This is a genomic window from Collinsella aerofaciens ATCC 25986 (assembly GCF_010509075.1).
Classification (GTDB): Bacteria; Actinomycetota; Coriobacteriia; order Coriobacteriales; family Coriobacteriaceae; genus Collinsella; species Collinsella aerofaciens.
On record NZ_CP048433.1, the window covers coordinates 1,016,065 to 1,029,972 of the forward strand.

Below are 13,908 nucleotides of genomic sequence, written 5' to 3' on the forward strand. Positions count from 1 at the left end.
CTGGTTACAATTACGTGCAGCATACAGACACCGGGAGGGATCGTGGCAAAAAAGCCTCAGCACGCTCAGAACAACCAGCGCAGTCAACAGGGCAAACAGGGCCAGCAGCAAAAGCGTGGCGGTAAGGCGCAGGCCACGGTCGCCCGCACCAAGCATTCCCAAGCGACGCCCGCCCGCCCCTGGCGACCGGGCCGCGATAAGTTCCTCCCCGTCAGCCGCGCCGACATGGATGCGCGCGGCTGGGACCAGTGCGACTTTGTCTACATCTGCGGCGACGCCTACGTGGACCATCCCAGCTTTGGTATGGCCATCGTCAGCCGCGTACTCGACGCACACGGCTACAAGGTGGGCATCATCTGCCAGCCCGATTGGACCGACCCCGCCAGCATCACCGTGCTCGGCGAGCCGCGCCTGGGCTTTCTCGTCAGTGCCGGCAACATGGACTCCATGATCAACCACTATTCGGTGACCAAGCACCGCCGCCACACCGACGCCTACACTCCCGGTGGCGAGGAGGGGCACCGTCCCAACCGAGCTGTCACGGTCTACGGCAACCTCATCCGCCAGACGTTCAAGGACGCCCCCATCATCATCGGCGGCATCGAGGCGAGCCTGCGCCGCCTGGCCCACTACGACTACTGGCAGGACAAGCTCAAGCGCTCGGTACTGCTCGACTCGGGCGCCGACATCCTCATCTACGGCATGGGCGAGCACGCGATCGTCGAGATCGCCGACGCGCTCGACGCGGGACTGCCCGTCGATCAGATCACCTATATCAACGGCACCGTCTACCGCACAGGCTCGCTCGACGAGGTCTACGACTACGATCTGCTGCCCAGCTGGGACGACCTTACCGCCGACAAGCTCAACTACGCGCGCAGCTTTAACGTGCAGCAACAGAATATGGACCCCATCACCGGGCATCGCCTGGTAGAGCCCTACCCCAACAGCGTCTATGTGGTGCAAAACCCGCCGTCGGCGACGCTCACTACCGATGAGATGGACGAGGTGGCCGAACTCCCCTACGCACGCGACTGGCATCCCGATTACGACGCGGCGGGCGGCGTGCCGGCCTTTGCTGAGATCAAGTTTTCCATAAGCTCCAACCGCGGCTGTTTTGGTGAGTGCTCGTTTTGCGCCCTCACCTTCCACCAGGGCCGCGTGTTGCAGATGCGCAGCCACGACTCGATCATGCGCGAGGCCGAGCTGCTCACGCGCGATCCCGAGTTTAAGGGCTATATCAACGACGTGGGCGGACCGACGGCCAACTTTAGCCGCCCCGCCTGCGACAAGCAGCTCAAGCACGGCGTGTGCAAGAACAAGCGCTGCCTGTGGCCGAGCGTGTGCAAGAACATGGTGGTCGACGAGACCGGCTACACGCAGCTGCTGCGCGACCTGCGCCAGCTGCCGGGCGTCAAGAAGGTCTTCGTCCGCAGCGGCATCCGCTTTGACTACACCATGGCCGATGCCTCGGACGAGTTTTTGCGCGAGCTGCTGGAACACCATGTCTCGGGCCAGCTGCGCGTAGCGCCCGAGCACGTGAGCGACGCGGTACTGTCCGTGATGGGCAAGCCGAGCCGAGCTGTCTACGACGCATTCTGCCGTAAATTTGAACGCTTGAATCGCGAATACGGACTCAAGCAGTACGTGGTGCCGTATCTGATCTCGAGCCACCCCGGCTCAACGATGAAGGAAGCCGTGGACCTTGCCGAAGCCGTGCGCGACATGGGTTACATGCCCGAGCAGGTGCAGGACTTCTACCCCACACCGTCCACCATGTCGACGTGCATGTACTACACCGGCGTGGACCCGCGCACCATGAAACCGATCTATGTGGCGCGCGACCCGCACGAGAAGGCCATGCAGCGCGCGCTCATCCAGTATCGCAAGCCCGAGAACTACAAGCTGGTACGCGAGGCGCTGGAAAAGGCTGGCCGTCGCGACCTGATCGGCTACACCAAGCATTGCCTGATCCGTCCCGTGCCGCCGCGCCCGGGCGAGACGTCTGCTGGCGGTGGGCATGGCGCAGCCAAGAAGGGCGGCAAGGCCCACGGTGGCGCCGCTGGCAAGGGGCCTAAGGGCAGCAAGGGGCACAGCGGCATGTCGCGCGCGCAGAACACTGCCGGGCGCAACCGTGCAGCTCAGGGGCGTCAGGGTGCCAACGGAGGCGGACGCCGCAACTAGTGCGGGAATGCGGTAGATGTGCTCACAGCGCTCTGCTGGCACGCTTGGCGCAGCGAGCGCATTGCCTCCACCAGGATCACGCCGGCGATCGCGACCGTAATTGCCACGTCGAACGGCGTGTTCACAAACCACAGCAGCCCTATGAGATACGACCCGGCATTAAAGGCAAAGTGCAGCAGGATCGTGTAGCGGAGCTTTTCGGTGGTCACGAACACCCAACCAAAAATGAGGCCGGCAGCGCCCGCATAGCAGCCCTGCACCCAGTTCATATGCATAAAGCCAAAGATGGCCGCCTGCAGCACGATTGCCGCGGCGATACCCCACGTGCTTGGGGCCGCCCAGGGCACCATGGCGCCGTCTTGCGCGTTCGCGCGGCGCCGGCGCTTCCAGAGCGAACGGCACTGTGGATTAAACGCACGCAGCGAAAACTCAAAGATGATGCCGCGCACCAGCAGTTCCTCGCAAAACGGAGCGCCGAGCACCGTGGTCAGGACGGCAAGAAGGCTGGTATCGCCCATGCCCGTTTCCTCGACGAGCTCGCTATAGTCTGCCGCGACCTCGGGCAGCAGCGACAGCACGCCGTCGCATAGGTAGCTAATGACCACCTGCATGGATAGGCCGATCACGACAACGCAGGCAATGCGCTTCCATGCCGCGCTTGCTCCCCCACCGAGCGGGCGCTCGCCTTGCCGGCGTGCCATGAAGGAGCGGGGCCACAGATAACGCCACCACAGCAGCGCCATCAAAAATGACGCCGTCTGAGCGGCAGCCTGGAACCATTGAATATCGAGGTTGTCGATCGGGAAACCCGTCAGCACCGACACGGCATCGAGAACTGAAAACAGAACCACGCTCAGGGCTATATCGGCAGCGACAACGCCAAAACAGGCAAGCGCCCACGCCATCGCATTGAGCATGCCAACCTCCTCAAAACCCGGCACTTAGGGACGTTCCTTAACTGCCGGCTGAAAAGGAACGTCCCCAAGTGCCGGCAGTTTGGGACAGTCATTGTTGATGAGAATCGGGCGCAGCGCCAAAAGCCCCGCTCGGCGAGATGTCGAACGGGAAGGTGCCGCAGCGATTGAAAGCGGCGATGAACATGCGGATGGCGTTGGACGGTGTGGTGCCCACGAGCTGGGTTGCCGCCGCGAAGGCCGCCTTTTCCTCGGGCAAAACCTTCGCGACAACCGGGGTCATGTGTTCTGCCATGGCGCTTCCTTCTTGAAACGACGGTGGTGCGGATGGATGCGGGCCACGCGGCTGGGCGACGGGCTGTGAAGGCAACCCGATTGGCCCGCATCTGGAGTTTGTTCTACGGCGTTGGTATTACTTGGTAATCCTAAGTATTACCCCGTAGATAGAATACCATACCCGACCCCATGGAGGCAGAAGAAAACGAATCATTTTATTGTTGAGTTAGCGCCTGAAATGGCTTTTAGAGCGTGATGATATCCGAGATATCGAGGGCCCGAGCGTCAGCGGCATCGTGCGTGGCAAGCAACAGCATGCGGCCGTCGAGCAAGTCGAGCACGACCTCGGCGCATGCGTCGCGCGCAGCGATGTCTAGACCGGTAAAGGGCTCGTCCAGAATCACTGCGCCGCCCGGGCACAGCAGGGCTCGGGCAATCTCGACGCGACGACGCTGCCCACCCGAGAGCTCAGCCACGCGTGCATGCACATCGATCCCCGGTACCAGCAGGCGCAACAGGGCTGCGGCACTCGAGGCATCCACGCGCGCGTCGGCGCACACCAGCACATTATCCAAGGCAGAAGCGTCCTCGACCAGGCGCACATCCTGAAACACCATGGAGCACGGTGCGCACTCCCCCGCCGCCAGCGCAAGCAACGTCGACTTGCCCACGCCCGAAGCGCCCATCACACAGGTGCGTCCACCGGCGGGCACATGAAGCACCAGCCCGTCGAGCGCCGGCGCCCAAGGCGCGCGATCGCCCACGGCAAGCGCAAGCTCCGCTGCAGCACCATCGCTCGCAGCCCCTGTACGCCCGCGCAGTCCATGCCCATGCGCCCGCACGGCAGTTCGCCACGCCACGGGCCCCGAAGCCCGCAGCAACCACACCAGCACGCGCTCGCATACCCACGATGCCGCCACGACCAGCACGGTCCACGCCAGCAGGTCAGCCGTCTCGATGAGCAGCTTCGCCTGATAGATGCGCTCGCCCACGGTGCCCGTCGCCATGCCGATGAGCTCCGCCGCCACGCCGGCCTTCCAGCTCATGCCGATCACGGCACGCGCGCACGAAAGCACAAACGGCAGGACCTCGCGCCAGGTATGGGCGCAAAACAGACGCCAACCCCGTACGCTATGCAGATGAAACATCTGCTCCAGCGACTGATCAACCTGCGTCAAACCCTCGACCAGCGAAAAATACACGCCCGGCAGCGCCATCAAAAAGACCGCGGCGATGCTCACGCGCGCCGACCCCAACCAAATGAGCAGCAGGACCACCACGCAGGCAACCGGTGTCGCCTTAACAAACGAAAGCGCAGGCGCCACCAAGCGGGCAAACGTCAGCGACCGCACCGAGGCTCCCGCCATCACGACGCCGCACACCGCGGCAAGCGCCAGCCCGGCCAAGATACGCGCACCCGAGCCTGCCAGAATCGCCCATGTGCCGGCATCGCATACCAGTCGTAGCAACGCCACCACGACAGCGCCCGGCCCCGGCAAAATCAACGGCTGCGCCACGAGACCCGCCACCAGCACCCACACGGCAAGCCAAAAGGCGGCAACGGCACCTGCTGCCGCCACCGCCTTCATACGCTCTGCCATTTGTCGAGCAAACGCACGCACGGGCTACTCCATGTAGTAGAAATCATCGGCCGGGAGCTTGCCGCCCACGGCGCTCGCGTCCGCATCGGCCAGCACCTGCAGGTACCCACCGAGCGCCGCCTTCATATCCCTCCCCGTCTGGCACACGAGCATGCACCCGAGAATCGCTTTTTCGGCAATCGCGGCGTTATCCACGATACCCGCATCGACCACGGCCTGAGCCCAGTCCGCCGGCGCCGCGTTCACGTCCTCAACGCTCGCAGCATGGCAGCTCAGGAATTCCGCCACGGCCTCGGGATGCTCCTCGGCAAAGGCCCGACGCACCACGGTCACGCCCGTCAGCAAACGGGAGCCCGTGTCGCCCGCCAGCTCATCCCACACATCGGTCAGACTCACCGGCGCCGACAGCTTGCCTTCGCTCTTTGCGATGGCAGCGGTCTTGAACGGCTCCGGCAGCACGCCCACGGCAGACGGATCGGCAAGCAGGGCCGACAGCACCTCGGTGGGCTCGCTCTTAAACTCAAGCGCCACCTGGCCGGTCAGGCCCGCGCGCTCCAACAGGTAGTTCATGACGTACTCCGGCGTGGTGCCCTTGCCCGTCATATAGACAGTATGGCCCGCCAGATCGCCAAACGAAGTAACGTCCGCGTTACCCGTCACCACGTTCAGCACGCCCAGCGTGTTGATGTCGATGACCTGCACCGCACCCTCAGTCTTGTTGTAGAGTACGCTCGCCACGTTGGCGGGCACCAGGGCGATATCGATATCGTCCTGAATGACCTTGAGCACAATCTCATCGGCGGCAGTATTGATCGCAAAGTCGAACTCATTGTCCGTCTCGCCATCGGCTGCCCGGTCCATAAACTGCACCAGACCAATCGAGGTCGGCCCCTTGAGCGAGGCGACGCGCACCTCGACCGGCTCTGCAGCAGCACCGGCGCCGTCCGTGGCAGCCGAGCCCGCGGCGGACCCGGCACCGGCAGCCCCGCCGCCACAGCCCGCGAGTGCAAGCGACAGCGCACCCGCGGCAAGCGCCGAGGCAAACCCCCGGCGCGACAGCTCAAAATCAAACGCGCGCATCGCTAGCACGTCCCCTCGTTAGGCATCGACCAGGCATGATGGTCGGTATGCAGCAACTCCTCGGCCAGCGGCGAGAGCGGCGCGCCCAAAAACTCGCGGTAGCACGCCTGAACATCGGGATTCTCGTGCGAGAAACGAATGTCCGCCTTCGCATCCAGGCTCCACAGCACCTGGCCACGCTCAGCCGCCAGCTCGCAGCCGTCGTGGATGGGCTGACCGCCGCCACCGACGCAGCCGCCCGGGCACGCCATGACCTCAACAAAGTCATATCTCACACGGCCGTCGCGAATCGCGTCGAGCAGACGGGCGGCGTTGCCCAGCCCGTGCGCCACGGCGACGCGCACCTTGGTACCGTCGATATCGGCCACGGCCTCCTTCCAGCCCTCGAGTCCGCGCACGTCAGTGAAGAAGTCGGCATCCGGGTTCTTGCCCGTCACCAGGTAATATGCCGAGCGCACGGCGGCCTCCATCACGCCGCCCGTGGCGCCAAAGATCACACCCGCGCCCGTGCCAAAGCCCAACGGCGTATCGAGCGGCTCCTCGACCAGCGTGTCAACGCTCACGTGGCTCGCGCGGATCATGCGCACCATCTCGCGCACCGTCAGCGCAACGTCCACGTCGGGCGCGCCGTCCTCGCCCATCATGCTCGGCAGCGCACACTCGGCCTTCTTGGCCGTGCATGGCATAACGGACACCACGAACAGACGCTCGGGCTCCACGCCCAGCACCTTGGCGTAGTAGGTCTTGGCGATAGCGCCGAACATCTGCTGCGGCGACTTTGACGTGGAGAGCCTGTCGACAAACTCGGGGTAACGTGCCTTCACAAAGCGTACCCAGCCCGGGCAGCAGCTCGTGAACATGGGCCAGCCGCGGCTGTCACCCTCGCCCTTGGCGGCCTTACCCAGGCGCTCGAGCAGCTCGGAGCCCTCCTCCATAATGGTGAGATCGGCCGAGAAGTCGGTGTCGAACACGTACTCAAAGCCCACGCGGCGCAGCGCGCAAGCCAAGCGCTCAACGGTAGCCTCCTCGCGAGATATGCCGAGCTCCTCGCCCCAGGCGCTGCGCACGGCCGGCGCAATCTGCACCAGCACGATCTTGTCGGGATCGGCGATGGCATCGAACACGGTCTCGGTATCGTCACGCTCGCGCAGGGCGCCCGTCGGGCAATGCGTGATGCACTGGCCGCACGCGACGCAATCGGTCTTGCCGATCGGCGCACGCCCGCGGGTGCCCACGGCGGTATGCGTGGCGCGGTTGGTCAGATCCCAAATCCCTAAGCCCTGCACGCTCTCGCACACCTTGATGCAGCGCATGCATTTGATGCACTTGTCGTTATCGCGGATGATGGGGAAATCGAAATCCCAGCCCTCGCGCGCCAGGTGCTGCTCGTACGGCAGATAGAAGATGCCCAGGTCGTTGGCGATGGTCTGCAGGTTGCAGTTACCACTGCGCACGCAGCTCGTACAGCGCGAGTCGTGCTGGGACAGCAGCAGCTGCACGTTGGTGCGACGCGCCTCGCGGGCCTTGGGGCTGTTAGTGTGGACCACCATGCCGTCGAGCACGTAGTTGTTGCAGGCGGCAACCAGCTGGTCGCAGCCCTCAACCTCGACCACGCACACGCGGCAACCGCCGATCTCGTTTAGATCGCGCAGGTAGCACAGGGTGGGAATCTGGATGCCGGCGGACTTGGCCGCGTCCAGGATCGTGGTGTGCTCGGGTACCATGACCTCGCAATTATCGATAGTGAGCTTGACCATATTGAGTGCTCCGCTTTCGGTGTTGTCGCTGACAGTGGGGTTGTTGGGCTCTACCATTCCAGGTTCCTCCCTCCGCGGAACGCGCCAAAGCCAAAGTGGTCGCAACGCAGGCAGCGGCTTGCCTCCTGGCGTGCCTCCTCCTCGGTAAGGCCCTGCTCGACCAGATTCCAATCGTGGATGCGCTCGCCGGCCTCGCGCTCGCCCAGCTCGCAGCGGCCGCACTCGTGCTTGCCCTTAAACTGCACGGTCGGCAGCTCAACGTCGAGCTTGATCTTGTGGTCAAAGCCCAGGTAGCGGTCGATATTTGCCGAAGCAACGCGGCCGGCGTTGATGGCCCGGATGACGGTGGCGGGACCGGTCTGGCAGTCGCCGCCGCTAAAGAGGCCATCAAAGTTAGGCACGGCGCCATCCGAATCGGTGACCACGCAGCCCCACTTACAGGCGATGCCCATGTCCTCAAACGGCTTGGAGTCGATGTCCTGACCAATGGCCACAAACACGCGCTCGCAGGGAATGACGCGCTCGGGCGTGGCGGCGGCACGCGGGGCCGGACGCCCACGACGGGGCTCGCCGATAATCTGCGGCTGCACGCGCAGGCCACTCACGCGACCTTCCTCGCCCGTCTCAATAGCGAGCGGTGCGGTGAGCTCCAGAACCTCGCAGCCCTCGGCCTGGGCGCCGGCAATCTCGGCATCCTGGGCCGTCATGTCGCAGATGCGACGGCGGTAGACGATGCTCACCTTTTCGGCACCGCAGCGCACGGCAGAGCGCGCCACGTCCATGGCCACATTGCCGCCGCCGATGACGCACACGCGCTGGCCGCTCAGGTCGGGCAGCTCGTCGTCGCCGATGGCACGCAGCATCTTGACGGCCGACTCCACGCCGAGCGCCTCTTCGCCCGGAAGGCCGAGCTTCTTATCGCTGTGGGCGCCAATGGCCAGGTAGACGGCATCGAACTCGTCGCGCAGGCGGGCAAGCTCCTCGCCGTTGACGGAGTGGTCGAGTTCCACGTCGATGCCGGCGCTCAAGATCCAGTCAATCTCGGCCTGCAGGCGCTCGCGCGGCAGACGGTAACTGGGGATGCCATAGCGCAGCATGCCGCCCAGGTGGTGGCGCTGTTCAAAGATGGTCACCTTATGGCCCATCACGGCCAGGTAGTAGGCGCAGGAAAGGCCGGCCGGACCGCCGCCAACCACGGCGATGCGCTTGCCGGTGTTGTCGGCCACTCTAGGCTTGTAATCGTTGAGGTCGCTGTGCTCAACGGCAAAACGCTTGAGGGCGAGGATGTTCATGGGATCGTCGACCATGCCACGACGGCAGTGCATCTCGCAGGGATGCTCGCACACCAGGCCGCAAACGAGCGGCAGTGGGTTGTTCTTGCGGATGACCTTGACGGCATCGGCATAGCGGCCGGCCTCGACGAGCGAAATGTACCCGGGAATGTCGACGTGCGCCGGGCAGCCCGAGACGCACGGGACGCGGGCCTCGCGGTCAAAGCCGCAGGAGTGCTCGCGAATGTGGTGCTCAAAATCGTCGCGGAAGCCGCGAATGGCCGTGAGTGCCATGGCGCCGGCCTCGTAGCCGATAGCGCAGTCACTCGAAAGGTAGATGGTGCGGGCCGTGCGCTCAATCAAATTGAGCGTGGACTCGTCGGCGCGGCCCTCGAGCACATCGGCGAGCAGATCGCTCAGCGCGCTCAGGCCCACACGGCAGGGCGTGCACTTGCCGCAGCTCTGGGTGGAGCACAGGTTGACGAGCGCCGCCGTAAACTCAACGGGGCACGGGGCGAGCGAACTCACCGCCAGACGGCGCCCAAGCGCATCGTGCAGGTCGTCCATGACAGCCTGAGCGTGGCTGCGTTCCATTACGTGCAGTCGTGCCATAAGATCCCCTCTCATGCGGCAGCCCGGAGGCGAGGCCGGGCGAAGTTGCTACACGCACAACACTGACCTATAAAGTTGTTAGGCCTCCACGCAGTTCGGCAGGCGGTATGAAATGTCACCCTCGGCGGTGAAATAGAACATTACCGCAGATAAATGCCATATTTGATAAAACGCGTTACCAAACGACAATGCCCCGCCCACGCGATCACGTGGGCGGGGCATTGCTTCAGGCATGCGGCCAGCGACCCTGTTGCTTTTACTTAAGCTCGGGCCAGTAACCCTTGTTGGCCTCGATCATGTCGTCGAGAACCTCCTTGGCGACCTTCATCGACGGCACAGTCTTGTTGAGCGTAAAGGCCTTAAGCGCCTTCTCGTACGAACCCTCGATCGTAGCCTCGACAATGAGCTTCTCGGAGTTCAGCTGCTGCATCATGAGGCCCTGCTGGAACAGCGGAATGTTGTCGCGGCTGATGACCTCGGGGCCGTTCTTGCCAATGTAGGCAGGCAGCTCGACCATGGCGTCGTAGGGCATGTTGGGGATAGCGCCCTTGTTCTCGCAAATGACCAGGAAACGCTGCTTGGTGTCGTTCTTCAGAGCGATGGCCAGGTCGGCAATCCAGTCGCCGTGGCTGCCCGCATAGAACGTGCTCTCGTCGATCTCGCCCGTCTTCTCGTAATGGTCGATGCCGTCGAAGAGGTTCTTCTCGCGCGTCTCCTCAACCTCGTTAGCACGGGTACGCTCGGGGTTGGAGTGCTCGACGAACTCCTTCTGCTGCAGGTAGTAGTTCAGATACGTGTTGGGCAGGTACTCCGGGAAGCACTCCATGATCTCGTGCTCGCCCTTCCAGACGTAGTACCAGCTGCCCTTGGTGTGGCGGTTCTGCTCGGGGTGCTCGTCGGTGGCCTCCTCGGGCTTCTTTGCCATGAGCGAGCCCATGCCCTTGAGGTAGGAGTCGGGCAGCAGAATCTCATGCTCCTTGATGTACTCGCGCAGCTGCGGCAGAACCTCCTCGCCCTTGTGGCGGATCGAGGTGAACCAACCAAAGTGGTTGAGACCAAAGTAATCGTACTCGACATCCTTCTTGTCGATATCGAGCGCGGCGCAAACCACGTCGATGATCGCGATCGGCATGTCGCAGATGTTGATGATGCGAGCATTGGGACGCAGCACACGGCAGCCCTCGGAGACGATGGCGGCAGGGTTGGAGTAGTTGAGAATCCAGTAGTCCTTCTTGGCGTACTTCTCAACGTCATCGATCAGCTCGACCATGGGGAAGATGGTGCGCATGCCGTAGGCAAGGCCGCCGCAACCGCAAGTCTCCTGACCCACGCAGCCGTGACGCAGCGGAATCTTCTCGTCCTGCTCGCGCATGGCGTAGCCGCCCACGCGCATCTGGGCAAACACGAAGCTCGCGTCGGTAAAAGCCGTCTTCTTGTCGGTGGTCACCGTGAGCTTGATGTCCAAGCCGAGGTCCTCGTGCAAAATCCAGTCCACGAGCACGCCGATCTTGCGCTGGCGCTCCTCGTTGATGTCGTACAGACGAATCTCGTCAACGTCGAGCTCGTCCTTGCGCAGGGCGATGGACTTGACGATGCCGGGGGTAAAGGTGGATCCGCCACCACACAGAGTAATGATCATTGTTTACTGCTCCTTCTCAATTGCGTTTTCGACCTTGTCGCGCATCTCGGCGACCTTCATGCCAAAGATGATCTGGATATTATTGCCGTTGCGGTTGATGCCGCTGTTGGGCACGTGGTTGATGAGGTCCTCATTGATGAGGTCCGGGTTCTTAACGTTCACGCGGAGACGCGTAAAGCAGTTCTCGAGCTCCTCGATGTTGTCCTTGCCACCAAGACCTGCGACCAGGTCGGCAATACCTGCATCGACGCCCTCTGCGGGAGCCGCGGCAACAGCGCCCTGCTTCACCGCGACAGACGCGGCGGCCTCGCCCTCGGCAACGGACTCGGCGAGCTCGGACTCCTCCTCGCGACCAGGCGTGTGGAGGTTGAGCTTCTTGATGAGGAAGGTGAAGAGGAAGAAGTACAGAGCGGCGTTGACGACTCCAAGCACCAGCATAACCGGCCAGTTGGTCTTGTCGACACCGAGAACCAGGTTGGAGACCACGATGTTGATGATGCCGCCTGCAGTCGAAGCGGGCACGGAGAGGACCTTGAGCAGAACCAGGAAGATGCCGGAAAGAACCGAGTGAACGACAAAGAGCACGGGAGCGGCAAAGACAAAGAGGAAGTCCATGGGCTCGGTGACGCAGGAGAGCACGGCGGTGATGATCAGCGGGATGATAACGGCCTTGGTCTTATCCTTGTTCCCCTTGTAAGCGGTGAAGATAAAGGCGAGACCGATACCGATGTAGGGCCACAGGTTGTTGAAGGTGTAGCTGTTGAAGTAGGTGCTATCGGAGAAGGGCTGGCCCGTCATTGCCATCTCGGCGACACGGATGGGATAGGCACCGGCGATAACCTGATCGCCCAGCGTCAGGGTGCCACCCACATCGGAGAACTGGAACGGGGTGTAGATGAGGTGGTGCAGACCGGTAGGAACGAGCAGCTTGTTGAGCATGCCGTAGATAAACAGACCGATGTTGCCCGACTCCTTAATGATGCCGGCAACGGAGGAGATGGCACCCTGAACCGGAGGCCAAACGATGCAGAACCCAGCGCCCATGATCCAGGAAATGATGATCATGATCAGGAACGGAAAGCGAACGCCCGAGAACATCGAAAGGGCAATGGGGAACTGCTTGTTCGAGTACTTGTTGAACACGGCACCGGTGATGCAACCAAGAATGATGCCGCCAAACACGCCGGTATCGAGCACCTGAATGCCCATAACGGTGGCCTGGCCGGTTCCGGTAAGGCCGAGCATGCCGCTCGCATCGGCAAGAGAGCCGGTGGCGTTGAGCACGATGTTGTTAGCCTGCAGGAACAGGAAGAACGACATCAGGGCAATCAGCGAGGCATGGCCCTTGTTCTTCTTTGCCATGGCGCCGGCGATGCCCACGCAGAACAGAATCGAGAGGTTGTTGATGATAAACATCAGCGACTGGTAGACAACGGCGCCCACAAGTTGGAACGGACCGGAGCCCAGTACGGGGACCAAAGCACAAATGGTCTTGTTGGTCAGAATGATGCCCACGATGAGCAGGATGCCGGCAACCGAGAGATACATCATCGGCTGAACGATTGACTTCGCGAACACCTCCAACGGCGCTTTGAAATTGAACTTCTTTTTTGCGGTCATAGCGGTACTCCCCTTCCTTTTCCGCAAATTAAGACAGATGTGCCCTGGACAAGACCGTGAGCCTTGCCTTATATCAATCGATGTGTGGGCACGTTATGCCTAGAGACCAGGTTCTCCAAGCAGGTTAACAATGTGATATGCGAGATAACTCTTCTCGGCATCGGTAACGACAACGTTATAGGTAGACGACAAGTGGGCGGCTATGGCGTCCGCGCACAAGAATGCGCAGGGATACGCCGTTTCATCGATTCGGAACAGCGCGTCTCCGTTGATTTGCCCGGCCGTAGGATCGAGCGCTCGCTGTGCGAAAAACTGCAGGTGACGAACGAAACGTTCGTAAGGCAGCGAGGTGTCATCGAGGGTCGTAGCATAGCGCTTGGAAACAATCGCGAGCACGTCGCGAACAAGCTGGACCGAAACAATCAAACGATCGGAGCGTTGCGGCATGGTGGCGTTGACGATATGCAGCGTAATAAAACCCTGCTCTTCTTCGCTCATCTGGATGCCCATATACTCCTTGATAATCTGCAGTGCACGGCCCGCAAGTGCATACTCCTTGCGATAGAACTGCTGGATCTCGAGCAGCAACGGATTCTCACAGGAGATGCCCTTGCGCTCACGCTCCAAAGCAAGGCTGATATGGTCTGCGAGAGCAATGAGAATCTTGTCGTTGATGTCGACATTGAGCTCTCGACGAAGCATCTGAACGATGTCCTCGGAAATCACGAGGTTGACGGTGGGGATGGACTCCAAAAGATGTGCCAAGCGGTCAATCGTACGCGAGTCCTGAGAAGTTCCCTCCTGCAACGCGTAGGTCTTTTCGACCGACGCCTCATCGATGGCATCGCCGGCATGACGGCCAAAGCAGAGGCCTCGACCGATGACGATGAGCTCGGAGCCATCGTCCGAAGTGACCATTGCGACGTTGTTGTTAAAAACTCGCTTGATAACCAC

General features: G+C 62.1%; 10 protein-coding genes. 1 reads left to right on the forward strand and 9 read right to left on the reverse strand.

The window, feature by feature from the left end:
• Window positions 1-42: 42 nt before the first annotated feature.
• Window positions 43-2,184, forward strand: coding sequence for a YgiQ family radical SAM protein (locus GXM19_RS04705; protein WP_239057659.1), 2,142 nt, complete (start codon window positions 43-45; stop codon window positions 2,182-2,184).
• Here the strand turns inward: GXM19_RS04705 and GXM19_RS04710 are convergent.
• The 9 genes from GXM19_RS04710 to GXM19_RS04750 form a co-directional block, all read right to left on the reverse strand.
• Window positions 2,181-3,101 (reverse strand): CPBP family intramembrane glutamic endopeptidase, encoded by a 921-nt coding sequence (locus GXM19_RS04710; RefSeq protein ID WP_006235352.1) that lies wholly within the window; start codon window positions 3,099-3,101, stop codon window positions 2,181-2,183. The genes GXM19_RS04705 and GXM19_RS04710 overlap by 4 nt on opposite strands.
• 88 nt (window positions 3,102-3,189) lie before the next feature.
• A complete protein-coding gene (locus GXM19_RS04715; RefSeq protein ID WP_006235351.1) occupies window positions 3,190-3,393 on the reverse strand; it encodes a type II toxin-antitoxin system RelB/DinJ family antitoxin in 204 nt (67 codons plus the stop codon).
• A gap of 226 nt (window positions 3,394-3,619) precedes the next feature.
• Window positions 3,620-4,996 (reverse strand): ATP-binding cassette domain-containing protein, encoded by a 1,377-nt coding sequence (locus GXM19_RS04720; protein WP_147293054.1) that lies wholly within the window; start codon window positions 4,994-4,996, stop codon window positions 3,620-3,622.
• A 3-nt stretch (window positions 4,997-4,999) separates the two neighbouring features.
• A complete protein-coding gene (locus GXM19_RS04725) occupies window positions 5,000-6,055 on the reverse strand; it encodes an ABC transporter substrate-binding protein (RefSeq protein WP_006235349.1) in 1,056 nt (351 codons plus the stop codon).
• 2 nt (window positions 6,056-6,057) lie between these two features.
• Entirely contained in the window at window positions 6,058-7,869 is a 1,812-nt protein-coding gene (locus GXM19_RS04730; RefSeq protein ID WP_006235348.1) for an NADH-dependent [FeFe] hydrogenase, group A6, read from the reverse strand.
• A complete protein-coding gene (locus tag GXM19_RS04735) occupies window positions 7,863-9,695 on the reverse strand; it encodes an NAD(P)-binding protein (RefSeq protein WP_040359255.1) in 1,833 nt (610 codons plus the stop codon). The genes GXM19_RS04730 and GXM19_RS04735 overlap by 7 nt, the downstream gene beginning before the upstream one ends.
• A gap of 256 nt (window positions 9,696-9,951) precedes the next feature.
• A complete protein-coding gene (locus tag GXM19_RS04740) occupies window positions 9,952-11,334 on the reverse strand; it encodes a 6-phospho-alpha-glucosidase (protein ID WP_006235346.1) in 1,383 nt (460 codons plus the stop codon).
• A gap of 3 nt (window positions 11,335-11,337) precedes the next feature.
• Window positions 11,338-12,954, reverse strand: coding sequence for a PTS transporter subunit EIIC (locus GXM19_RS04745; RefSeq protein ID WP_006235345.1), 1,617 nt, complete (start codon window positions 12,952-12,954; stop codon window positions 11,338-11,340).
• 99 nt (window positions 12,955-13,053) lie between these two features.
• Window positions 13,054-13,908 (reverse strand): PRD domain-containing protein, encoded by an 855-nt coding sequence (locus GXM19_RS04750; RefSeq protein WP_040359314.1) that lies wholly within the window; start codon window positions 13,906-13,908, stop codon window positions 13,054-13,056.